This window comes from Bacillus sp. FSL K6-1338, assembly GCF_038006965.1.
Classification (GTDB): domain Bacteria; phylum Bacillota; class Bacilli; order Bacillales; family Bacillaceae_G; genus Bacillus_A; species Bacillus_A thuringiensis_S.
Window position 1 is genome coordinate 191,148 of sequence record NZ_JBBOWI010000003.1, and the last position, 26,890, is coordinate 218,037.

Below are 26,890 nucleotides of genomic sequence, written 5' to 3' on the forward strand. Positions count from 1 at the left end.
ATAATTGAAAGAACTTTAAGGATACAATATTCATAAAAATAAACACATAATGTACATCCTTGCGGGTTTCAAATGTTAAATTTAAACCGATTTCTTTTATTTTCTCAACGCACTATCTTTATAGTGAATATATAATATCAAAGACCATCTTTTTCCCATAACTATGAGACTTTCGCCCATTTTCTGTATTAAGTGGAATAAATGAACCGAATTATTGTTATTTTTTTGGTGATTAGTCTCTTTATAGACATATAGTTCAAGTTAATGGATGTCTTACACTATTCCTATATAAACAAAACCGCAGTTTACGAATAAACTGCGGTTTTTCAACGTATAACAAATCACGATTTTTTTTATTATTTCACGCAATTTAATCGCACTCAACTCAAAACTTGACCTGTTAATAAACTTTTCAACAGAATCCATGAGCAATTTAAAAGTTCTCTTTTGCTTTTTGGCATACGTTGTTGCAAGGTATTTATTAAATTCTTGTCAACTCACAATGCATGATTATATTGTGTAATACAACTAGCCCTCCTAATAATTTCTCATAACAATATAATTAACAATCTCACTCAAAAGAATTGTGTCTTCATCCAATTGAGCCAAGGATTCTAATGCTAATCTATAATGTTCATGTAATTTATCTTTAGCAATTTCTAATGTAAGTAAAGATGGATACGTATTTTTTAAACTTACAATATCCTTTCCAGCTGTTTTTCCAAGTTCTTCTGCACAGCCTTCAATATCTAAAATATCATCCTTAATTTGAAATGCGAGTCCAATGTGTTTTGCAAAATTACGTAATATGCTTACTTGTTGTGGTGTACAATCTGCTAAAATAGCTCCCGATTCAATACTGAAACGTAATAATTCTCCTGTTTTATTATTATGGATATGTTCTAATTCTTCTAAGGTAATCTTTTTTTCTTCACTTTCTATATCGAGTAATTGTCCGCCTATCATACCTTGAATTCCAGCAGTTTCACTTAATAATGAAATAATTTTAATTTTTTTTTGAAGGGGTACATCTTCTAAATCAGCTAATATACCAAATACAAAAAACTGTAATGCATAACCTGCTAAAATAGATACGGATTCTCCAAATACTTTATGGTTTGCTGGTAGCCCTCTTCTCATATCATCATTATCCATAATTGGTAAATCATCACAGATCAAAGAAGCTGTATGGATCATTTCTATAACAGAAGCTACTTCTATACCTTTTTTTACATCCTTATTAAATGTTGAGAGGATAACTAGTAACAATAATGAACGAATTTTTTTCCCTCCCGCATTTAACGAATATAATATAGATTCTTTTAAAAGTGATGGTCCTGTAACATTTTCAATTTGATAAATTAAATTTTTTTCAATTAAAGGGATATTACTATTCATAAACTTTTTTAATAATGGGTTCATATATTTACTTCCATTCCTAAAGGCTTAGCTAAACGGTTATCATACATACTTGCAACCTCCAATCGTTATACAAATAACATTTCAATCTTAATAAATTATATTTTAGGAGCTGCTTTTCTAACAAATTCAGATGCTTAAAACCTTTCTTCTTCAGGATAAACTTACATAATACATTACAAGGGCAAAAGAATAGACTTCTAAAAAATAAGAGTCTATTCTCAAGGAATTTACATTATTTCTACTCTTTAGATGGAATTTTGTAATTTTTAATTACTTTCAATGAGGAGTTATCTTTTAAATGTGCAGTTACATTTAATGTATCCCCCGGACCCGGCAGTTCTTTTCCTACTCCACCAGTCAGATTAAACGTATTAAATCTAATTGGAAGGCCTTGTGGTCCATTTGCCTTCCCGTCCTTGCCTTCCTCTGTTTCCAAAGATAAAACTTGATTTTTAACATAATCTGGAGGAAGATGTTCCGTACCATTAATTTCAACACTATAATATTGTATATCTGTTAAATATTGTCGCAACTGTTTATTGAAGTAAAATAGAGTAACATGAGTTCCATTCCAATCATAAACCCAGTTCTCTATTTGATGTGCTTTTACAATATCTTCTTTTGATGTAGGCGGTTCAGGCTTGACTCCTCTTACATTTTTTTCTCCTTCATACGTTCCTATAACTAAAATTGGTCTGAGTTCTGTTTTTTCTCCTATGTTAATACAATGAGCAAAAGCGGAAATCTCATCTTGTACCTTTCTTTCTTCCGTTTTCCCATTTCCTACAGCAATTTTCTGCAAGCTAGTCACATCAATTGCATTCTCAAAGGTTACAGTTAGTCCTTTGTTTTCATTGACTTTGAAAGCATTTTTCTCTGTTATCGGATTTGACCATTTATTTATTTGATAAGTAGAAATATAACTTGCATACTCACTATTTACATGAGGGAATATAATCGATTTTAATTTCTTTCCTTCAAAATTCCATGTGTAATTTTTATGTGCCTCAAGAATTTGCTTTTCAGTCGGAGGAGGATCTGTTACTCCTACTTTTCTTATCAACACTATAATAGGTTTTATTGTATCATCAAAGAAATGAGCAGTAACTCTTACAACGTTAGGAGGCTGCGGAAATGGTTTATTCGCTTTACAGTCTTGTAAATGAAGCTCTCCCTTTTCATTTAGATAGATTGGATTACCAAAAGATTCCCATGGTGTATTAGGACCTTTCCAAACTTCTATTGTATATGATTTTATACGTGCTTGAATGGAATCATGCTTGTCAAGTTCATTCGTATCAAAAATAATTATCTTATTTTCATTTCCCCAATTTTTTATAGTATGCATAGAGCGGACTTCTTCATCCGTTACCACCAGCCCAGTAGCTCCTGCTAGTGATTTCCCTAAATTAACTATTCTCCCTGTATACGTATAGGCAAGGATTTGAACGATATCTCCATGAAATGGGAGATGCTTTGGATCAAATGAAAAAGCTGTATCTGCCTGAGTCAAATTCACGATTTGATTGTTCACAAGCCCTTCATACTTTTTAATATAGCTATCAACTGGATCTGATACTTTGTCTAATATAAACGAAGTATATGCATGATTTGATTTAGCCCATTTCATTATAACAAATGCCTTTTTTATACTCTCTTCTGTCGGATATGCTCCTAGAAGACCTGTGGTTCCGGCATATCGACTTTGAATGAGGACTCCTTCTCCATCTTTTTTATACGCATATATTTCAACATAGTCTCCTTTTTGTATCTGCTTATTGTTATTACATTTGGATAAATCTAATGTTTGCGTTGTAGTACTTACAGGAATTTCTCCATAATAATGATTATTCACCTTAAATACATAGCTTATAATCTCCCCTGACCCATTATTAAAACTTACCTGTGTATAATGGTTATCCTTTTTAGTCCATTCCGTAATCGCATGTACCTTTTCCAGATTATTAACACTGTCTAGTTTAGTACATTCCTCTACCTTTCCTAAATCAATCTCAATATGTTTACCTTCCACTGTATGAATGGTTAATTTAATGAAATCTCCTAGCTTTGGAAGTGTCCCTTTTAAGAATTCCTTCTTAGAAAAATCTAATTGTAATCGTTGATCTCGAACATATCCACCATTATCTTTACCTTCAAATAGAACAGATTGGTATTTATCCTTATTAATCTGTATATCATATGATTTCACATTCTCTGTAAGGCCTGTTGGTATAGGCGAAAGATATAAGGCGTCAAAAACGTTATCTTTTTTATGCCACTCACTTACTTTATAGTGTACTTTCCATAAATCATCGGATAATTCAGCTCGTCCGCTAAATACGGAATGTGAGTCTCCAAATATATCATGTGCAATAATGTCTACCCACTTTCCCTTTTTTGGATGCAGGCTTGTCTCCCCTGTGTAGTCAAAGAAATTAATGATGTGTTTTCCATCTAATTCTAGAACTCGAATAGGCTTGTCTCCAATTAATTTCCCATCTACTTTCACCTCATAAGAAGCAAGAGCACGCCAAAATTTTGAATCTATTTTTTTAAAACATACACTATCATATGCCGGGTTAGTAGTGTTATTATTCATGTGCCAATAATCTATCTCATATCCCTTTATTACCTCTTTGAAATCATTTTGTATCTGCTCTTTTGATGGAACTTCCTTTGGGTTACCATCAAATATGGGCATTTGATTTATTGTAATAATAATTCGGTCAGATAGTTCTTTTAGATCTCCCTTATATACCCCATTTTTCCAGCTTAGTAGTTCTTTAAAACCCATTGAAATTGATTTAAATGATTCTAAGATCCCCTGCTTTACAGATTCCTGATACTGGTTTAATATACAAAACGAAACGGGTTGAAGACTTTTATTAAACATATATATTCTTTCTGCTTTTTGATACAAAGAAACGGGTTGAGTATTATTCGTCATGTTATATTGGATTGGTAAAATTTTTTGAGATTCATATGACTTTGGTATGATTACGTTAAAATCAACCTCCCCACTATATAGAGGAACATCATCTACTGATGTTTGTTTCTGAAGAAGCTTTGCAACATTAACAGCGCACAATTTAATATTATCATTGTTAGGAGTTTCCTTTGCCAAACCATCTATTTGCTTTTTCTTTTCGAAAGAAGAATGCTCTGTCATAAAATACTTGCCATATAAAGAGAATTTTATATGCACAGAATTTTTCACACCGCTCTTAAAGGGAACTCGTATATTATATTCCGGTATACCATATAACGGATTAGGCCATTGCGTCACTTTATACTTTTGTGTATGCGTAACACCATTCACTGTCATTTCAACATCAAAAGACGTTAGTTTAATCTGGAAATAATCAGTGTTTTCAGAGTAATCAGGACCCACAGACTTTAGTCTTAGTTTAATCTTTTCTTTTTCAATCAATACTTGAATTTGTTCAGAAAAATACTTGCCATCAGTCACTAATCTATTTTTTGGTTCTCGATTCCAAGGTGTATACTGGGTATAAATCTCTTGAATTTTATCGAATAATGGTAGGTGCCAATTCCATCTAATAGGAAATTGGTACTCAGTATTTTGAATATGAAGAGCATCCCCTATTGGTTGAAGAACATTCTTTTCAAATCCTTTTAAACTGGAAAATACCCCCTTAAAAATAACTTGGGATACGCGCCCTGATACTAAAATTGATATCTCTTCCGCTGGATTGACACAGAAATACCCCGTTCCTATCGTAGAATGAGACGGTACAATTCCTTGTTTCAGTAGCTTACTGCCCGTTCCTGTATTTTTCCATACACTATACGACAAGCTTTGGTCGAATTGATTTTCTATATATAAATAGTCATTATTTAAAAAAGCATTCACTTCTAAAATAGGTTTGATTAAAATAACCATCTCTTTCGTGAGAGTCACATCATATACACTTTTCGTGTCGTCGCCTTTGTCCTTAAAAGCTTGCAGCTGCTTCGCGATTAATGCATCTGTTTTTTGATTCACATGCAAAGCTACATGCGAACGATCAATTTTATACGTCAGCCCTTGTTGTGTTGTCATCACGAGGTTCCCACGATTATCTTTTTTGGCTCCAAAGGCAAATTGTATGGCTTGTTCCACTGTAATTTGCGGTATACCCGATTCTGGTTTCGTTTTGTCAGGTATTCCAACAACCTCATCTGCGGAAGGAGCCGCGACTCTTCTATCTAGCGTTTCATTTGGTGTTTCTAAGAGTAAACGTGCTGTACGCTGCATCATTGTATCTGTAACTTGGGACCACTCTACCTCTGTTCCTGGGGCATACTTTCCCGAACCAGCTGTAGCCTTGAATGTTCCGTCAATTTGAGTTGTCACGACTTTCAATGGTTTTCCTTCTGCCAGCTTCTTTTTTGCTCTTGTATCGATGGTAGACGGATGCCCTTGAAATGAATCGCCCGGTGTAACAATTGTTCCTGTTGTGTCCAATGAGGGATAGCTGTCTCCCGGACTTAATTTTTCTGCTCCGTCAGGTACTTTATACGTGAACAACGGTTGGTCTTCCACTTGAAAATTCAGTGTAGGACGCATATTACTGATCTTAGCGGTTCCCATATTTTGATAACGAACAATTCCTTGTAAGATAGCAGCACTTGCCGAATGAATGGTTGTTAATGATTCGGAAGTTTGCTGATTAGCCTCTTGCAAGGAGGAGACTGTTGTCACCCCTTGTTGTTCATTCGTATGATGTTTTAAGTTCCTAGAAAGGCGCACAGAACCTGAAATGTTCGGTGTTTCGCCGCCATGTTCTCCACTTCTTCCATTTTTTACGCCTTTTCCGCCGAACTCGAGCTTTCCCGCATTAGCTAAATCGATTCCATTTCCAATCGTTCTCGTATCTTCAAATCCATAACTTGTATGATAAGTATGGCCAGTTGTGCTGGTATTTTCTTTGTCTTGCACATCTTTTAAAATAAATCCTTCCATAAATGTTGCAACACTTGGACAAGCAGCTACTAATGGATGATAGGCTTCCTGTAATATGCTCCCCTCTATATAGATGCTTCGGCCTGCTTTTTCTAAATCTGTGTAAGGGTCCCCTACCGTATTCTTATCAAAGGGGTTCGAAATATATTTTGGGTGATGATTATAAAAATCAGGATTATGATCGTATGTTTCGGACCAAGGCATGACATTAAAATAGCCGTGTTCCTGGTCAAATACTTCAGAAATTGTATAGCCATTCTTTTCTAGAGCATCAGGGATTCCATCCCCATCGCTATCGATTTCTAATAGTTTTTGTATATTTTGGTTTAGATTGGGATATTCCTTGAATGGATCCTTTTTAGGTGTTGTGGGTGTTCCAGGTGTTGTAGTTGTTTTCTTACAGCTAGGATGGTTAGGGTATTTTTTACAATTAACTTTATTCGCCATGAATTTCGCCTCCCTTAAATAAATGAGCTGAAAGATCGGTAATACCTGTCCCTGTTTCAAAATTAGGGACATATACCTTGTTTTTCGGAATATTTTGGCCGTCGCTGGCCCCACTGTACCACCATTTCAAAGATAAATTTATTTCCTCAACAGGTTTGGGGTCAGGCAATACATATTCTAGTCGCATCGTATACAGTTGATCTTTTGTTAAGGATACGGCATTATACTCATCTCGATTAATTACGATATCTTTATCTTGTATTTGTAAGACCACATATGCGTCATCTGATGTAGAAAAGTAATATTCGTCTGTTGCTTCCGGCTGAATTCTTCCTAACCACCTCACTGCGCGTACCTTTTGATCAGGAGAAATAAATTTAGGGTCTACTTGTACCCTTGTATCTGTATACGTTCCTTTTGAAAAAAATAATAGATTTTGAAAATATGGAGATTCGAAATAATAAGCTAATAGCCCATTTTTGGGAAGGACTTGCATGTTTGCCATACGATTTTTGCTCCTTTATTTGTATAAAATAACAGGTAACAGCTATTTAGGCCCCATGATATAACCGTTACCTATTCCTATTATTTTCTGATGATTCATGGATCCAATTGTATGCTTTCAGAACTAAAAATATATGGATAGGCCCATGATATTATATCTTTGTCTCGAAAATCATAAACAGTTGATCTTCGTGATTGTTATCTGTCAATATATCTTTATCTACAGTAAGCTGAATCGTAATGTTTTTATCTTGTTTGTCTGACCCGATTAAACCGTCTACTTCTGCACTATATGTGTGGTATTTATTCAATTCATGCTTAATATTCTTGATTGATGAGGGGATGAAGATGTTTAAGAAAGCCCCTTTAGCAACCTCTCCTGCAATTTTCCATCCATCTGGTTCTTCTTTTTGTGTTACATCTATTTTGGTATTAAAGCGGACATGTAATGTATTATTCTCTGTTGTAAACTGTGTGTCGGTTGGGATTATAACTTCTGTACCTGCTGTGTTAGCAAAGCTGCAGGTAACTTTTTTAATACCAGCAAGAAGAAGTGGATGATTGGAAAGTTCCCCCTGTCTTTCAATTACGAATTCTGGATATACCCTATTAAATGTGACATGATCCCCATTTACTTTTGACTTCTGATTTGTTAAAGGGCTAGAAAGTTTTCCTTTATTTTTAAAAGCGTTCATATACTGTTCTAGACTAAACATTTTTCCGGGGAAAATTTGTTTACATAACGCAATTGTCCTTGGTTCTTCAAATGTAGGTACTAATGTAACACAATTTTTCTTCTTGTTCTGCTCATCTTTATGACAAGAACCAGGTTGTTGCTTTTCCCAGCCGCTTGGTACCGCTTCATCTAATTTTCCTTTCAGTGTAAACGTATATCCCCAGTAATTTTTTTTCATATCAAAGTCCTTAAAAAGAGAAAAATCAAAGGTACAGCTTTGTTTCGTTGAGTTCTTTTCGGGTACAACGTTTTTTCTTATTTCCGATGCCAGTACAGGTCCATAACTAGCCGTTTTGTTGGTAGTAGGGTCCGTTACCTCTAATGTAAAGGATAGAAACTCTTTTAATATATCAGGGGAAGGAATAGAGAGTGCTACGCCATTACACGCTTTCGGGTAGGACCAATCCACTTTAAATGTCTGGAATATGAAGTTCTCTGTCAGTTTTGTTGTGTCTACTTTTGGTTTGTCAGCTCGGAAACCTGGTATTTGTCCTACCGTTTTTGAAATCAGAAGGTTATACTCTTTTTCTCCATCTTTTTGAATCCACACTTCAATTCGATCGTTATTAGAAAGATGTGGAATCTTCGTATTTTGCTCTGTGTTCGGTTCTAGGACCCCTTCTTTATATCCAAATACGTTCTTTTCTGTAGCTGGGGTAAAAGAACCCAATTTCGGCATATTTTTTTGCGTTGTTGTCGATGAAGGCGGAAGTAATTTAATGTGATACTTTAGCTTTTCTTGTAGGAAATGATTTTTCAAGTACAGTTCTTGGTACGTGTGCTTATCTTCTGTGGTAGCATTTTTGAATGTTGCCGTTACAATAGGTGGAATCTGTATAAGCAAGCGCATTCCTTGTAGAAGTTCATAATCATAAAAATTCTTTTTTTCGAGTGTCTTTCTCATTTCGTCCAAATAGGCTTGTCCCTTTGTCCGTTGTTGCTGAATCCACTCTTGTACAAGATCCATGCTTGCTATCTTTTCTGTTATCTTTTTTGTCCAATCTTCAATTTGTTCTTGATTCAACGTTTCTCCTGCCCGTTTCAGAATATCGTCCATTTTGCTTTGATACCCTATCTGTTCTGTCTCTAGTTTGTCAATCTCGTCTTTTATCTTTTCAAGTTGGCTTTCAAGCTGTTTAACATCCGTTGCTGCAAGTTGTAAACCTTTGCCGCTTTTTGGCGTGATATGCTCGAGTTGATCCTCTATAAATTGTTTGTTTTGTTCAAGGGTGTCCAGTTTTTTTTGTATTGGTTTGTTCTGTTGAAAATTATATAGCCATTCTTTTCTATCTTTGTCTTTCATTTTTAACTTCTTAAATTCATTCTCTATCTTTTTGTTTTGTTCTGCCCTCTCGCGCTCTAACTGTTTTAAATAAAGCTGTGTTTCTTCTACTTCTTTCTTTGCAAAAGCTTGTTGTTTAGCTAAAGCTTCGTTGGTCTGCCTAGAAATTGTAATCTTCACATTCTTTGACTGCAGATCATACTTAATGCCATTCTTATTTGTTTTTACAAATTTTTGTGAGGAATTATCACTGTATGGATTATCACTGAATGCAAGTATTATGGCCTCTCCGATCGTCAAACGATGGGCTTTATCGATATCTTCATATGTGAAGGGAAGCTTACTTATCTTATTTGGATTGATGCCTTTGTAGCCTAAATCGTTCACTGTATTGTTCACTCTTGGTGCTGCGATGCGTCTATCATACATTTCCCCATCTGGCGTAATCAGGGTCAAATAGGCTGTACGCTCTTGTATTTTATCTAAATGCTGTACCCATTGGTTTTTAGAGGTTGGTTCCCCATCTGGTATATAACCATCATATTGTAGCAAACTTAAACTCATTGGGCGCCCCGACAATATGGCCTGAACTTGTGATTGAGACGCCTGAATTTGATTTGCATTAAAAGCATCAGTTGATTTAATAACTAAAGGGGTGTCCTGATCATCAGGAGGATACGAGGCATCTGATTGAAGTAAGCCTACTTCTGCCGATCCATCTTTTGCTGGCTTCACAGTAACAAGAGGTTCCATTTTATTTCCATCATGGTAATTAAAATTGAAGGTCGGTAATAACTTACTGACACCAGCAGTTCCTGAATTTCGATATCTTACCAAGCCATTAAACATCGCGTAATTTGCTGTGTTAAAACTCTTTTGAAAAGACATAGACTCATCTTTACCACTGGTAGTGTTTACTTCTGTAGTATTTGAAGTGGACATCTCATTTGATAAGCTGTTCGACCAACTCTTCGATCCTCCCCCTCCAATTGAGGGGTTTTCTGATATTGATATTTCTCCGTGTACCGCCACTTCCGTACCATGTGTTTGCCCAGTACTATTTGTCTGCGAATCTGTTCGAGAATTACTTACGGAAAATGAATAGGTTTTTGCGACTCCTTCAGTCTTAGTGATTTCTGGGATTAACTGAAAACCAACCATGTTTACATTTATATGTGGATACGCTGCTACTAACGGATTTCTTGCCAATTCTGATATATTAGCCACTCGTTCAACGGTACCGGAACCGATTAATTTATTCGTGTCTATAAATGGATCTCCTGTTGTGCTTTTCAGACGATAATTACAATAATAGGTTGGCAAATCCTTCTTCATTCCATAAGGCTGTATTTGTCCATCGGATGTAACCGTAAAACCCTGCATAGAATCATAATTCGTTATCCCATCGTTATTCGCATCGGCATAAAATGCATGTGGATTTGTCACATCATAATCCGGGTCTAAATTCTTTTTAGGATCCTCATTATATACATATTCCTTTTTCCAGGCAGCTATAGCTGCCTCAGAAGTTTGCGTCTGATTTGCATGCAACTCCTTCATTTCCTCTAGTATTTTCTTAAGTATAGACACCGTGTTAGATAGTTCCGATGAATTTTTCACCAAAGCACTTTTTTCTTTAGAAAAAGCATCTAACTCCAAAATGAATTTTTCCAGTAGCTCAATCTTGAAATTATTTGTTTTCGGGTTTATGTCCTTAATAAGTTCTTGAAGAGTGGAAATTAGATTTTGGGATGTTTGCTTTTGTAATATCGAAAGAGAACTCTTTAACTGCTGAATGAACATAGGTGCTTTCTCTTTCCATAGCATTTTTATCATCGTTTCAATATTGAAAGCAATGTTTTCGTCCTTGCGAGCTTTCGCCCAACGCTTCATTTGCTCTTCCATCACATCTTGATCGTTCCCAATCTGCTTGATACGATTTTGTATAAGCGTCATAGCTTTCAGTTGATCTAGCGTTATGTTGACGGCCTCATCCGCTCCTTTATAATCATCTGAGTTAGTTTCATCTGTCAGGTTAGCATCTGCTGATCTACGGTTATATGAGACAGTGGTTTGTGTTTCAGGAGGCTGATTACTAGATACCAAAGATTGTATCTCCTCTGAATCAAGAATCATATATTGCTCACTATTAAATAAATTATCGGTAATATGTGTAGGGAAATAATCTGGATCTGAAAAATCAGGTCCTCTTAAATTTCCCGTAGGGATTACCGTATTCTTAGCGGGATCTCCTCCTGATTTCTTTAGAATTGTAGGAGTTTGCCAATATAATGTAAAAATGTTTTCATTTGCTGCTATTGGTATAAGTGGCATATACTCAACTCGGATTTTATAGATGCCTTTCTCTAGATGACCAGTCAGATCTCCTTGTTGCATCAGGTATGAAATTGTTCCGCTATACGTTTCTCGATTTGATGTCTTAGGTATACGTATCTCCACATTCCAGTTGTCATCCTCATTTTCTTCTTTTAGTACCTGATACACGCCTTGTTTATATATTACGCGAAAGGCATTCTTCGCATTAGGATCTGTTTTTTCCGGAATCGTATATATTTTGTCGTCCTTATCTTCTGTGCATGTCATTTGTTTCAGTACATCTGGTGAAACTTGAACTGTAACTTGCTTCCAAATTTTCATACAAGAACGCCATTTGTCGGATGAAGAAAAAAGATAATCACCCGCTTCAGAGATTTTCAGTCTTCCAACCCATCTCGCTGATTCAAAGGAAGTGAGATGCAAATCTGATTGATACTTTTGAGGGCTCATAAAATGAAAAATCCCTCCATCATTTTCTCCTTGAACCCCTAGTATCATGTCCTGAAAAAGAGCTTTCTTATAAAAAATTCCATATAACCCTACGGGAGCTAAATCGAAAGAATTTTGTGAAATAGAATTGGTTGTTGCCATTATGCAACCTCCTCATATTGTATTTATGTTACGTTTACAATTCTCTTGTCATAAGAGCCCACTTATATCATCATGGGATGACTCAAACCCGTTTTAGCTTATACTTTTGAGAGCAGTGGCGCTCATTGAGCGTTCTTCTTCATATTTAAAACCTAGTAGATTGGAAGTTTACTAGGAATGTAACGAGACCACAGGTATTATATATTTACTCATTTTTTTAATGGAACTCTTAAAGTTATTTTATCAACTTAGCCCGAATCACCAATACATTTATTAGTTGATTTCTTATCGTTTCTTGAACGGTAGATGCTCCCGTTAGTTTAAATTTCGATCCATGTGGCAACAATATTTCCTTTTCTTCTGGAAAACTAGAAATACTCTCTAAATAAGGTGCATGAGTGCCTTTTGGAATCGTTATCTCTACTCTAATAGGCCTCTTAAGGAAGAAGGGATCTCCTGAACCCTCGCTCTTTAAAGATGTACTTCTATATGCTTTATCAATATTTGTCTTACCAACATTAGCGTTCACAAGATCGATTGCTTTTTTAATGTAGGTTTCGAATGAATCTAATGAATCCAAATCAAGGTTAAACATGTGTTTTAAGAAATTTTTATCCCTTTTAAACTCCTGCTCTGTACTGCGTCTATACACTGTGATTTCTTCTGGAAGAGATGCTCTCTGGATTGCTTTATCCATGAAAGCTATAGTTTGCTTCAAATCTTTTTTTGAATAACCTGACATTATTTCCCCCGTGCGTAAATACGTGTTTAAAGCATCGTAGTCATCCCCTGTGTACTTCTTCATAGCTGCTAATTCGCTTTTCGTTAATTTCTTTATCCACTTCTCTCCATATTCTTTCGCATTAAACGTTGAGTTAGGGTTCTTTTTTTCTTCTGATGTGTTTTCTGATTTGCTTTTTATTAATTTCGCTTTCCAAACTACACGCATCTTCCCTTTTATAACTGTGTTAGTTTTCCCATCCACTTCATCAATTTGATACACGGCATTTTTTCGTAATAGAACTCGTGTATCTTCTGCCGTTTCCCCTGTGAAATAGCCAACGCGTTCTCCAGCGGGGATCTGAATTTGAATTAGTTCCTCATTCGCTCTTAAATTCTCTAAATTACTGCTCAAGTTTTCTGTTGTATAAAATTCATTACTTATCGTAGTAACTTTGTTATTATCTTTCGTTTCTTTCTTGTTTGTATCTTCTTTTTTATAAGAATCTGTCATTCTAACAGTGATATGCAAATCTTCTTTTAATACAGGTGCTTGCTTCAGGAATATATCTACTTTTTTTTCATCTTCGGGTCTCCATTTTTTATCTTTAATTCCGTTTTTTAACTTCTCTTTTAAACCTATATCTTTTAATTCTGCTTTTTGGGCTGCATCTTTTGACTCGAATTTTTTTTCAAACTCTTTTTTTTCTTCTAATCCTTTTTTGACTTGTTTTTGTAATTCCTTTTCTGTTAGTGGCATCATGATTCACTCCTTACATAGTATTAACTACAAACTTAGCTTTCCTTTATAATACGAACCCTCTCGATCCAAAATAGGAATAACTCTAGGGGAATTTTCGATATTTTTTATACCTGTGACCCTCGTTAAACATTTTTCTTCATGTTTCGTACCTATTAGGCCGGAAACCCTGCTAACGATTTGGAACATTTTACTTCACAACCTTTACTTGTACCACCTCAAAGAAATTAGTCTTCATTACTGAACCTCCCTCATTATTTAATGTATTCAGTGTGATATTACATTTAAATTTTAAACAATAAATATCATTAAAACAGCAGCCAATTTGTATAATTCGTAGACAAATTGGCTGCTGTTTTAATGTTTCATTTTAACTAATATTAGTTGTTTTTTTATGATGATTAGATTTGTTTCTCCTTGTGGTTCCAATCCTTATTGCATAAACAAACATTTAATAATCTAAACAGTATGGACCCATAAACTTAATATATTCCACTCTTCTTCTATTCGGTAATATTGAACTACACACGTTTCTATTTTCAATAAATTTAGCGAAAGAATTCTCCTTCCTTAATCATGCAAAGAAGAATAGCCCAACGATAAGTAGGAGAGGAATTTCAGTTTAGTATAACCAAAAACTTTAAAAAACTAGCTCTATAAAGTTCTTTGATAACTTGATACATGAAGTTATCAAAGAACATAGAGTGCGAAAACCAAACCAGTGAGTTTCTGCCTAAAATATCAACTGAGGTGGTACAGTATAGAGATAAAGTATTCTAAGAGAATTTAATCTAGAACACAGGATTCTTAATTCATAGATAAAAATAGTCGACAACCTTCTTTGCCAAAAACCAAAACTAACACGTTTTCAGCTTATCAAACAATATCACTACATATTTCAAGCGGTCTTTTCATTAATTTGCTTTATAAAATTGTTGGATGGCTTCGTCGATGTAAACCCAGCCCTTCCAACCTAAGTGCATATGATCTTTTAAGAAGTATTTATCATATTCATGATTTGAGAAGTCGACAATTGGATAACCAGCTTTTTCAATTTGCTCATGAACTTTCTTATAGTATGCTTCGCGGCGTTCTTTCGGGAAGCCAGCGTAGTCGTACCAAGGACCTTTGACAGGAACAGAAATGAAGAGTGGTTTTGCACCAGATTGTTTTAATAAATCAAGTACAATTTGTAAATCTTCATATTCTGGCGATTGGTCATAAGCATCATTTTTTAAGTAACCTTCACGTTGCTTTAATTTTTTCTTAATTTTGCTATTGAAGTAACCATCTTCGATACCATATTCATTAGATCCAGATTCTGCTGCACCTGTTTGATCCGCATGTTTACGAGCCTCTTCCCAGTTCATTTGTTTTAATGAAGGATCGAGCTTCTCTTTATGCGGTTTAATATTAAACATAGCTGTAAATAAATCTTTACGATCTAAAATGTTACGGTAAATATAAGCGAAAGGTTTAGCAGCAAGTGCTTTTACTTTATACTTCGTATCATCATAAGCGATACCTTCAAGCGAAATTTTTAATAAAGTTTCTTTTTTTACAATCTCAAAGTTTAATAAACGCTTTGCAATTTGTTTTTTCATTTCAGGTTTTAAATCATTGTTGAAAATGAAGTGGTAACCTTGTTGTTTTGAAAAGTTAGGTGCAAAGTGCGTTTCGTCAATACCTTGTGGTACAAACCATTGCGGAGAAAGAACGAATACCATTTTCTTATCTTTCAATTGATCCATTGTAGATGCGAAGTTTAATACATGTACAAGGTCTTGTGTTCCGCCGCGTCCAAGAAGGAATGGCGTAAATCCTTCAGGCTTTACTTTAAAATAATTAGATGGATGGAAAGCATCCATACGTGCGAATTCCGATGAACCGTACATCGGAAGATATTTTGGATCTGCTAACATCTTTTGCTGTAAAATCATACTTTGAATTTTTTCTTCTTTTAAAGAAGTAGCAGCTTGTTCTACTTTTTCATCACTTAAAAGTGGAAGTAGGAAGCGCGTTGGAATAAGTAAGAATACAGCAAAAAGGGTCATCGCTAGAAACATTGAACCACTTTTAACTTTGTTCATCGAATTTCTCCCAACTTCTTAATAATCATATTTGGTGTAGCCCACTCGTCACGATTAAAATCAGAAATAGAAACTTCAATATCTAAACGCTCACGAAATTCTATTAATAAAGGCACTACAGCTAATGACTCAATAAACCCCTCTTCAAATAATAAAACATCTAAGTTTTCTTTCACAATATCGTTTTCACTTACTTCTTCTAAAATATCTAATACTTGCTCTTTAAATTCTATCATTTTAAGATCTCCTTTATTTCCGAATACATTATATGTGCAACTTCTTAATGAAATAAGGAGGAGCATTAAAAGTATCTGTTAAGATATCCAGAGAAAATTAGGAAACCAAAACATACAACGTGGAACGTAATTACAATCGCAAGGATGTGTGTAAATTTATTATTTGGCCAAAACTTATACTGCTTGTTTTTTCGTTCAAAAATATCGAATAAGATGAACAAGGCAGCGTGATAAAGGCCATACATGATATATTGATACACATGCTCACCAGTAATATGCCAAATTCCCATAATGAAAAAGTTTAAAAATGCCCCGATATACGAAATAGTGTAACGGTTCTTAATTAACTTTTTCTTCGTTGCAAAAAAGACGAAACGCATGTAAATAAAATCACGGAACCAGAATGATAAACTCATGTGCCAGCGGTTCCAGAAGTCTTTAATATTACGACTAAGGAATGGCTTATTAAAGTTTTCTGGCGTTTTAATTCCCATCATATAACTTACACCAATTACAAAAGAGCTATAACCAGCAAAATCAAAGAATAGATATAAGCTATAGCTATACATGTAAATCATATTTGAAAAGATTGTATCGTGTTGAGCGAATGCTGGATCCATACAATATTGCTTTATTAAGTAAGCAATAATAAATTTATACAAGAAACCTTGGAAAATACGATTTAGTCCTGTATATAGTAAATTTTGATATTCTTCAGCGCTAGGTGGCTTTTGAATATCTTTTTGGAATCTTCTGTAACGATCGATAGGTCCTGTTGAAATTGCAGGGAAGAATAAAACGAATTCCCAGAAGTTAAAGAAAGAAAGCTCTTTAATTAAACCATCACGAACTTCAAATACCATTTGAACTGCTCTGAATGTTACGTAAGATATACCTAGAAAAACAACAAGTTTTAACTCAGGTAATAACGATGCAAATGGTGCGATTTTTGCCAAAATAAGAGGCAAAATCGATAAAATAACAGCTATGCAAAATGTGAATGTACTATTATTTTGTTTTCTTAAAATTAAATAGCCTTTAATAAGGGCATATTGCCAAATAATAAATGCAGCTAACATCATTGCTTGCTTTGGTTTATCTGAGAAGATAATAGCAATCATGACTAATGTTAAAACGGCATTATATTTGCGCAACATTTTACCTTTTAATCCAGCTATGATAGTAGGTATTAATAAAATGCCCACTATAGCGAAAAAATAAAATGATCCATATGCGGTCATGCTGTAACCTCACTCAATAATTTTTTGCGATCTACCTTTCCATTTGGTGTCATTGGAATAGAAGATTGATACATGAATTTACGTGGAATCATGTAGTTTGGTAATCGCTCATTGAGTTCTTTTTTGATTGCAGATGTTAATTTGAATTCTTTTTCAAATGAATGTTCTCCAGGAACAACAACCGCTAATAAATAATCGTATTTCTCACCTTTTTTAATTGGAACGATAACTGCTCCTTTTACATAAGAACACGCACGAAGGTGATGCTCAATTTCTTCTAATTCCATTCGATAACCATGCAGCTTAATTTGGAAATCAAGACGACCATTATAGAATAGAAGACCATTTTCAACATAGCCAGCATCGCCTGTTTTATAGGCGCACTCACCGTCAATCATAGTAAATGCTTTTTCTGTTAATTCAGGGCTTCCTAAATATCCAACGCTTACGCTTGGACCGACAATTACGATTTCACCTTTTTCACCATCAGGTGCGATCGTGCCATCTTCTTTCATAATAAGAAGGCGACAGTCTGATTTACAATAGCCAACTGGAAGTGATTTGTATTGATCAAGCACTTCTTCTGTAACGTGAATACCTGTTACAGCGACAGTAGCTTCTGTTGGACCATACGTATTCATAATTGTTGCTTTAGGGAAACGCTCAATTAATTTTCTAGCCACTTCATTTGGTAACACTTCGCCGCAGAATAAGAATGTTTTCATGTTCGGTAGCATACTCTCAGAGAAAGATGCTTCCATTAAACACATTTCAGCGAAAGAAGGTGTGGAAGTCCATACTTGAATATCCGATTGCTCTAAAGAAGCAAACAAGTCTTTTGGACGCGCAATCATATCTTTATCGATTGCCCAAAGTGTACCACCTGTTACTAATGATGGGTAAATATCCATTACAGATAAATCGAATGAGAAAGGTGCTTGGTTTAAGAATACTTGCCCTGTTTGTAAGTTGAAATCTTCTACAGCCCATTTTGTAAAGCTAACAAGGCAGTTATAAGTAATCTGAACCCCTTTCGGATTACCTGTGCTTCCTGATGTGTAAATAATATAGAAGTTCTCATCACCTTTTACCGCATGTTCAGGATTTGGAGTGTTCCCTTTATGAGTAAAGAAAATATCTTTTAAGTTGTCTTCACTTACGATGCGAACTGGTAAATCAGTTACAGTTACTGCTGTTGCCGATAAAAGTAATTTCGCACCAGAATTTTCAGCAATACGTTGTACACGATCAACTGGGATAGATAAATCTACAGGAATGTAAGCATGTCCAGCTTTTACACATCCTAAAAAGTTAATAATCATTTCAGGTTGCATATGGCCATACACCATAATTGGTGAACGATCGTCTGGATACTCAGAAGAAATCCAATGTGCCAACGCATCAGAATCTTCCTTTAATTGTTTGTACGTAATTTTCGCATCTCGCCAAACAAAAGCGGTTTGATCAGGCGTTTCTGCAGCCCACTTTTCAATTTGTTCTAATAACTTCATAACGTTCCCACCTTAGAATTCATTGTAAATAAAAGGATTTGTATTTGTATCATGAAACCCATATAACCAAAGTAATGCAAATAAAATTGCAAGATAATAAACAGTTTTTACTATCCATTGCGTCAATGAGCGATGCCATAACTCCTTCAACTTTTTCATAACGTCTCCCTTTGTAAAAATATATTTCTACACTATAATCATTAATCAAATACCTGGATATATTAGTTTATAAACGATTGTCATGCCAAAAATTTAAAGTCATATGCTCTTTTTCACTATACGTTTTAAATGTATATCCCTTCGCCTTTAACTGCTTAATAATTTCTGGTAAAGCCTTAACCGATTGAGGATGTATATCATGCATTAATATAATTTCTTTATCTTTATTTGCCTGTGATACAATATTTTCAACTATTTTAGGGACAGACTGTTCTAATGGAACTTTGTTATACTTCCAATCTAAAGAATCAATTGTCCAATCCCAAATTTTCAGCCCAGCTTCAGCAACTTGATTGCGTAAATCCTGAGTTAATCCTGGTTTAGATCCATATGGTGGTCTACAAAGTATTGGATTCTCATGTATAATACGTTGAAGAATTTGTTGAACTTGTTTCATTTCAGATAAAAAATTTCCTTTAGTGTATAATTTTTTATAATCATGAGTCATACTATGCAGACCCACATAGTGTCCATATTGTTTTTCACTTTTTATCAAACTTGGAAATTGTTCCGCATTTGAGCCAATTACAAAAAATGTCGCTTTTATATTCTCTTGCTTTAAAATGTTTAATACTTCTTGCGTATACTTACTTGGCCCATCATCAAAAGTTAAATATATAACTTTTTTGGCTTGTGCCTCTTCTTCAACTTTCTTTTTATCATTCTCCTGTTTAATTTCCTTTTGGGATTCTTTTCCATTTCTTAATTGAGCTATATCATGTTTATTGCTGGATTCATTTTTTGCTCTTACTCCAGAATTAAAAAAATATAAAAATAAAAATACACCAATAAAAACTAATACTAAAACCATTATGCTTTTTTTAACCATTCAAAATACCTCCATCCAACTCCACATAAGGACTGATATATCCTACACTATATGAAAATCGTAATTGTTATTATTTTCATTTCGAAACCACAGGTATAAACTTAACTCTCTCCAACTATCACTTCCTTAAATATAGGAATATATATTACATATCAATAATTACTTACAAGAAAATTATATTTTAATAGACGTAAACTTTAAAATGAACACAATTGATCACACTCATCACTTTTTATGATGGCTGTAATATACATTTTTAAATTTACAATTACTATCTTTATATAGTGCTTTATTTAATTCTCAACAAATACATACGATTAATTCCATTGAAAAAGTCCATTCTAATTTTACAAATTCTAAAATTAAAAACGTACAATAATAAAACTTCAAACATTAAAATTATACAAATGAATGGAATCATATTTTTCAACTTCATTTATTCGTATAAAAGAATCCTCTATTTAGAGATTGGGTGCGCAATTTCATTAAAAAAGTTCAACTAAATATACAAATTTTAAAATTTTTGATTTTCTTTAAGTACTTAATTCAAAATTAAAAAATCCTATTACTTATATAATATGTAAGCAGTTCTTAATTAAATGCGAAACAATAAAATTGTCAATTTTATGAACAATTTTAACATTGTTGAAATACATGTCACTTAATTATGATAGTTTCACAATTAAATTACCCTACCTATGTAGAATGCAAAAGCAGTTCACGCTTACTGGGCCTTGCCATAAAGTTCACTTTATGGGGTTAGAATACCTTCACACTTTTATAATAATCTAAAACTAAATTGAACAGGAGGTCTAGAAATTTATTGGTTTTAACAAATTTAGTTAATAAACCAATAGATATATCCCACTATGCTAATTCAACGTCAATACAACATTCTACAAAGCTTAGTACATGAAGATAGATGGTTCTCTATGAATGAACTTGCCCGAAAGCTCAATTGTTCTATTAAAACCGTTCAAAGAGATATAGTATACTTACAAAAAAAATTACCAGAGAAATGGTTAATTAAAAAAAATAAAAACAATGGTATACGATTATACAAACCTTTTAATTCATCTATTGATCACATAAATTATCTGTATCTTCGTCACACCTTACTCTTTAAAACACTAGAAATATTAATGATTACTGACGTAGGATCTAATTCAGTACTAGCAGAAAAGTTATATATTCAAAACAAGAAGGTAAAAAAAGTTTTAAAAGACGTAGAATTATATCTAAACAAATACCAATTATCGTTAAAAAAACGTCCTCTACGAATAGCAGGAAATAATATGAAAATTCTTCTTATGTATCACGAACTATATCTAAACGCCTATAGTGATGAAGAGTGGCCTTTTGAAGGTATAAACCGTGAACTTTGCATAGAGTTTTTAATAGAAGTAGAAAAATTGAGGGGAATAAAATTTTATAAAGAAACAAAAAAAGAAATTTCGTTTTTTATTGCCCTACATTTAATGAGAAAATATAACGGTTATTTGGTAGCAATAAAGCATTCGCAAATAAAAAAAATAAAAAAAAGAAATGATTACACACAACTAAAAGATTTGATAGAGAATATTTTCAAGAAATATAATATTCAACCATCAACAGTAGACGTTGCTATTATACTTACAATAATTAACCGCTCAGAATATACTTATAAAAGACAAGATTATATCAAATCAATTCATTCTGTTACAAAACCCTTGTGTCCATTTATCAAAAAATTCATTCGAAATTTAGAAAAAAATCTAAAAGTTGAATTGTTAAATGATATAAAATTTATACAAGCCCTAAATAAAACACTCACTAACTCTGTTAAAGCAAACAATAATCTATTTAGCGGTTATACTAAAAATCATGTTTTTATAACTCACTTGAAAGAAACTCATTCTTCTATTTTTAGATCTGTTAACAAACAATTAATAGATCTAAAAATTACATATGATAAACTTAATATTCCTCTTAATATTTCAATACATAATACCATTTTATTGACTATGTATATTGCAACAAAGAAAATGGAGCTTAAAAGGAAAAATCCACAAGTAATTTTATATACTAAAGAAGGAGAGTATTGGAAACTCTATTTACAAGCCTTTTTTTCACTTACATTTAAAAAAACTATTGATTTCTTAGATATAAAACTTGAGAATTTAACGAAAGATCATTCGGAATATTTAGATATTCATTGTGTAATAACAGATACACCTATCGAATGTGAATATATACCTGTCGTTTTAATTTCTTCAATTCCTACTCCGCGCAATTTAGAAGAAATAAAACAGTTCTTATAACATCTTTTTCTCACTACATAAATAATTAAATCACTTTTTATACATAATTAGATTTTCCAAATAAAAAAACTACCTATTTCTAAACATTATTGAACTAGGCAGTTTTTTTATTTGGATTTCTTAATTATTCTTTTTAAATTCACAAGAGTTACCTAAATTTTGTGAATTTGTAGTTATCTAATAATTGCGTTATAATCCACTTATACATATAGAAACCTTATCCTCCTTTTAAATATCATAAAATAGATTGAAGTACAAAAAAGATTTTATTAATTCGGATTAGCCTTTAATAGGGCATGAACTATTAATAGATATAAATGGTTACCAGAGCTATCTACTTGTCAAAAAAATTCTATTTTAAACAATTAACAATGCCATTAAATGAATTATTATAAATATTAATATATAAATATTAGGGGTGCATTTTCAATGACAATGTCTATCAAAGAAGTTTCAGAAAAATTAGATATAGCTATACACACTATTCGTTATTATGACAAAATGGGATTATTTCCATTTATAGAACGCGATAGCAATGGATATCGTTGTTTTACCGAGGATGATTTATTTTGGGTCGAATTAATTACGTGTATGAGGTCTGTAGGGATGCCTATTAAAACATTACAGTATATTGTGGACCTTCACATGGAAGGTCCTGAAACGCTTCCAAAAAGAAAAGAGATTTTCCTTAATCAAAAAAAGAAATTATTAGCAGATAAAGAAAAAATAGTTCAGGCAATTCATAAAGTAGAGGAAAAAATGATCAAGTTAGATTCCTTAAATTAAAAATAGATATTAATACTCATAAATCAATTTTATTTCTCTACAGATGTTTCCCTCAACCAAAATATAGCTCCCAACAAAGGGGGCTATATTTTTTATTTACTACTACGTAAGTTTATAAAAGTATTAACACAGCTGTCCAAAAACGAGAACTTTACTCAAAAGATTTTTACCCTATCTAGAATATATATTCTAATAACTTTAAGTAATCACTTGAAAATATTTAGAAAGCCAAACATATACATCTATTAATGAAACCATCCAAATGCTATTCACTTCTTATTATCGGAGCAAATAATAATATAGTGGCTTTAAGTCCTACTGATTAGAAGGAAATTGTATGTATTATAGTCCATACAAAATAATTCAATATTTTTTACAAACACATCCCCTATTTTAAAACCCATTCTCAGGAAAACTATCCAAATAACCATAAATATAATGCCTCTTAGTATTCAAACAGGTTTTCTTGAAGTTTAAATATCCTTTTACATAAAAGCTTTAGTTTAGAACCTTCCTGTAACTCATACAGTTGGAATATGAACCAATCACTCTCACAATAAAACTTGTTATCTAAAAACAACAATATAAAAATTTATTACAGATAAAATCATTAAAATTGATTGAACTAATCATTTTTTGTGATTTTTATTCATCCTCAAATTTTTATATAATACTTCTACAAATTAGATAATACTAAATTTGTCTTTATAACATAATCTAGGAGGTGAGAATGATGCCACAAAAAGTTTACAATGATTGTATTGATTTACATATTAGAAGAAAAGAAGAAATCTTAGAAATCTTATCTCAAGAAGATAGATGGTATCATTTAACAGAATTAAAAAATACTCTAAATTGGTCCAGTAATACCTTAAGAAAAGACATACACATTTTACAAGATTATCTACCCAATAGTTGGGAAATTCAAACTAAACGAGGTTATGGTATTCGATTAAGAAAACCAACAAATTCTTCAATCGAAGATATAATATATAACATTAGAAATCAATCAAGCTTCTATAAAATATTTTGTCATATACTACATCATAAAAACGTTACACTCACATCATTATCAAGTGAATTTAATTATTCTTATTATACAATTAAATGTACATTGCTTAAAATTGAAACATTTGTAAAACGGTATAATTTACATTTAACAAAGCGTCCTCTACAAATCCAGGGCGAAGAATGGTTAATTCGAAGATGTATTGTTGATTTATATGTAAATATATATGGACAAAATTGGCCATTCAATTATTATGAAAAAAATCGAATTCATTATTTTATCGAAATGTTTGAAAAAACATGGAACATTACTTTTTTTCAAAATGATAAACATCTGTTAGCTTGTATTTTAGCAATAACCGTATCTAGAATCAAAACCAATAAACCCATTCATATTGATTCTAGAGATTACGCTATATTAAAAGATACTTCATATTATAAAACTTGTAAAAAGATTATATCTCCTCTGGAAAAGGAAACAAATATTTCCTTCTCTAATGATGAAATATTATATTTCACTATACATTTAATAGGCGCGAAATATTGGGGAGAGAATCACATTATTTCTAAAAATATTACACCAAGTCAAACCCAAAAAGAAGCAATTTATTTAGATACAAAAATAATCGATTTTTTGTCAAACCTAGAAAAAAACTTACAAATTCCAGTATTGAAAAATGTAGAGCTAATTAACCATGTTACAAAATGTATACAGAGGGTATTCTACTTGAGTAACATACACTCATTTAACAGATTTGCCTCTTCTTTACAAAATAATTTATACGAAACAAATACCTACTATATAAAAAATAATTTTCCTAAGACCTTTTCACAAGTACAAAATCAATACAATTTATTGTTTTCTCAATATCATTTTAAGATTCCAGAAGAAGAAGTTGCGATCATTAGTTTATTAATAGAATCCGTAAGGGGATATACGGAACAACAACCACTCAAATTATTATTATATGTTTCTACTGATTCAGGGATACTGTTTTACTTAAAATCTTGGATAAAAAAATATTTTCCTTTTCAATTTGAAATTATAATATTTACAAAATCCCTCTCATGTCTAAAGGAGTTTTTAAATAACAATCAAATTGCTTTAATTATTACGAATACAAACCTTCCTATTCATCAATCAATACCAGTTATAAAAATCTTTAATTTACCTACCCAGCGCGATTATAGATGCATAACAAAATTTATTGAAAACAACACATTAAGTAGTACCTAATATGTTGTTTTCAATAAAAAGGTTGTATGTTTTTACACTGAAAATAAAACCTTTTTAAATATAAATATTTTATTTATTAGGTGTCACGATAACTTATTACTCAGATAATACCTCTTTAATAATAATAGTAATTCTTAATAACAAAATCAGAATGTTATTCTTTTTAATTTTTTATAAAGTACCCTTATTAAAATTCAGAATAGATACTTTTTCTAAAAAATACTCCTAAAAAATTTTATAATTAGTCATATGTATAAAAAAAGACAAACTCTTTTTAAAAAGAGTTTGTCTAAAAAATAGTGCAACCCTAACAATGGTTATATAATCTAGATAGTTAGGTTTATGGTTTTATCATGTTCTAATAAGGGTATAAGCTTAAATCAAACAGATTAAATTACCAATACATCGATAAATGAATTTGATTAAAATTATCTTTTTTTAACTTTTAGGGGGCCATTAATTTCTAAAATTGTAATCTATTTATTAACCATAATACTCCCTAGATATATTATAAAATTGTTATATGCACTAATTAAATTTTAATTCTTATCAACCAAGTATAAAACAATAGATTTGTCTTAGAAATTGACAAATCTTACGTTGTTTTAATGTTTTATTAGAAGTGACAACTCTCTATAAAAAAATATAAATTTTTAAATTCTATACCTTATCTGATTGCTATTTAACACATTATAATACCATCATTGAACTATCCATGACTTAGTAATCCTTACGATCTTACTGAAAGTAGAAGTAGCTGAATTTTAAGTAATTATGATATCCAAATAGCTTAAATCTAGTCCTCTTCCCAGTATAGTTGTTGAGTCTTAAGATGAATATTATTCCAATTTTCTTTCATCATTTTCATATCCGCATTAATAAAATTCATATTTATATCAGAAGTATCTTTTATATTTTGAATGAGATTTTTCAGATTTGCCTCTAAGACTATCCAATTTGTATTCATTGCTTCTAAATGGCTCAATAACCCCTCTGCTCCTCCATTAACTCCATTAATATAATTAATACTATCTACAATACGATTTAATAAAAGATTCTCTCCTATAACAGGATAGCCTTGTTTTTCCTCTTTCATATCTATTATAACTTTTATTAACTTGCAATCATTTTGAAGTTGCCTAGAAATAGCACTAACATCATTTCTAAATATTTTAGCAACTGCTAGAAATTCTGTAACACCTTGTTTTTGTATATCAATATCAGATTGAATAGTTTCTAACGATTTAAGAATTTTTTCTTTATCTTTATTTAGCACTTGTAGTTGCAAAGCATTAAACTTTTGTTGAAAAATGGCGTTGTAAGAAAGAATTTGCTTTCTCTTATTTTTCATATGGGGCGCAATTTCAATAAACCACCTTTTTCCTAATCCCCCCATGTCATCTACGTGTTTAGCAACTGATGCTAAGGTATTTTCAGAAATAAGTCTATGTTCTAGGCCTTTATATTGTACTAACGTATTATAAAATCCGGAACTTAAATCTAGTAATCTGCCAACCTCTAAATTTAATATAGCACCTGGACTCTTTGTTTGTGCTAATACAGACATTGGTGTGAAAAATAAAAGGGTTATACCAACACATAAACCTAAACGTGCAATAAAGTTTTTAAAAGATAACAAGCACATGCACATCACCGCTTTCTTACCTG

At 32.4% G+C, this 26,890-nt stretch carries 15 protein-coding genes; 3 read left to right on the forward strand and 12 right to left on the reverse strand.

What is annotated here, in order from left to right; all coding sequences use genetic code 11:
* Positions 1–537: 537 nt before the first annotated feature.
* The 11 genes from NZ044_RS30225 to NZ044_RS30275 all read right to left on the reverse strand — a co-directional run bounded on the left by NZ044_RS30225 (position 538) and on the right by NZ044_RS30275 (position 19,891).
* A complete protein-coding gene (locus NZ044_RS30225; protein ID WP_098349448.1) occupies positions 538–1,422 on the reverse strand; it encodes a polyprenyl synthetase family protein in 885 nt (294 codons plus the stop codon).
* A 238-nt stretch (positions 1,423–1,660) separates the two neighbouring features.
* On the reverse strand, positions 1,661–6,835 hold the full coding sequence (locus NZ044_RS30230; protein ID WP_340950301.1) for a binary toxin-like calcium binding domain-containing protein: 5,175 nt from the start codon (positions 6,833–6,835) through the stop codon (positions 1,661–1,663).
* Positions 6,825–7,340 carry a PA14 domain-containing protein gene (locus NZ044_RS30235; protein ID WP_017762419.1) on the reverse strand — a complete coding sequence of 172 codons (516 nt, stop codon included), beginning with the start codon at positions 7,338–7,340 and terminating at the stop codon, positions 6,825–6,827. Before NZ044_RS30235 ends, NZ044_RS30230 begins: the two co-directional genes overlap by 11 nt.
* A 151-nt stretch (positions 7,341–7,491) precedes the next feature.
* Positions 7,492–12,285 carry a binary toxin-like calcium binding domain-containing protein gene (locus NZ044_RS30240; protein ID WP_098349450.1) on the reverse strand — a complete coding sequence of 1,598 codons (4,794 nt, stop codon included), beginning with the start codon at positions 12,283–12,285 and terminating at the stop codon, positions 7,492–7,494.
* 235 nt (positions 12,286–12,520) lie between these two features.
* Entirely contained in the window at positions 12,521–13,765 is a 1,245-nt protein-coding gene (locus NZ044_RS30245; protein ID WP_340950302.1) for an ADP-ribosyltransferase, read from the reverse strand.
* Between the two features lie 914 nt (positions 13,766–14,679).
* Positions 14,680–15,855, reverse strand: coding sequence for a D-alanyl-lipoteichoic acid biosynthesis protein DltD (gene dltD, locus NZ044_RS30250; protein WP_340950303.1), 1,176 nt, complete (start codon positions 15,853–15,855; stop codon positions 14,680–14,682).
* Positions 15,852–16,091, reverse strand: a complete 240-nt coding sequence (gene dltC / locus NZ044_RS30255) for a D-alanine--poly(phosphoribitol) ligase subunit DltC (RefSeq protein ID WP_098349564.1) — start codon at positions 16,089–16,091, stop codon at positions 15,852–15,854. Before dltC ends, dltD begins: the two co-directional genes overlap by 4 nt.
* Positions 16,092–16,156: 65 nt before the next feature.
* Positions 16,157–17,332: a D-alanyl-lipoteichoic acid biosynthesis protein DltB gene (gene dltB, locus NZ044_RS30260; RefSeq protein ID WP_340950305.1), complete on the reverse strand. Its 1,176-nt coding sequence runs from the start codon at positions 17,330–17,332 to the stop codon at positions 16,157–16,159.
* On the reverse strand, positions 17,329–18,843 hold the full coding sequence (gene dltA, locus NZ044_RS30265) for a D-alanine--poly(phosphoribitol) ligase subunit DltA (RefSeq protein ID WP_340950306.1): 1,515 nt from the start codon (positions 18,841–18,843) through the stop codon (positions 17,329–17,331). Before dltA ends, dltB begins: the two co-directional genes overlap by 4 nt.
* A gap of 12 nt (positions 18,844–18,855) precedes the next feature.
* On the reverse strand, positions 18,856–19,002 hold the full coding sequence (locus NZ044_RS30270) for a teichoic acid D-Ala incorporation-associated protein DltX (protein WP_078438732.1): 147 nt from the start codon (positions 19,000–19,002) through the stop codon (positions 18,856–18,858).
* Positions 19,003–19,069: 67 nt separating this feature from the next.
* Positions 19,070–19,891, reverse strand: coding sequence for a polysaccharide deacetylase family protein (locus NZ044_RS30275; protein WP_017762441.1), 822 nt, complete (start codon positions 19,889–19,891; stop codon positions 19,070–19,072).
* An 869-nt stretch (positions 19,892–20,760) separates the two neighbouring features.
* Here NZ044_RS30275 and NZ044_RS30280 point away from each other — a divergent pair.
* From NZ044_RS30280 to NZ044_RS30290, 3 genes are all read left to right on the forward strand, one after another.
* Complete coding sequence (locus NZ044_RS30280) at positions 20,761–22,191, forward strand: helix-turn-helix domain-containing protein (RefSeq protein ID WP_340950308.1); 1,431 nt, start codon at positions 20,761–20,763, stop codon at positions 22,189–22,191.
* Positions 22,192–22,620: 429 nt separating this feature from the next.
* Entirely contained in the window at positions 22,621–22,977 is a 357-nt protein-coding gene (locus NZ044_RS30285; RefSeq protein WP_017762443.1) for a MerR family transcriptional regulator, read from the forward strand.
* 733 nt (positions 22,978–23,710) lie between these two features.
* Positions 23,711–25,222, forward strand: coding sequence for a BglG family transcription antiterminator (locus NZ044_RS30290; protein WP_017762445.1), 1,512 nt, complete (start codon positions 23,711–23,713; stop codon positions 25,220–25,222).
* A gap of 796 nt (positions 25,223–26,018) precedes the next feature.
* Here the strand turns inward: NZ044_RS30290 and NZ044_RS30295 are convergent.
* Positions 26,019–26,867, reverse strand: a complete 849-nt coding sequence (locus NZ044_RS30295; protein ID WP_340950310.1) for a hypothetical protein — start codon at positions 26,865–26,867, stop codon at positions 26,019–26,021.
* Between the last annotated feature and the right edge of the window lie 23 nt (positions 26,868–26,890).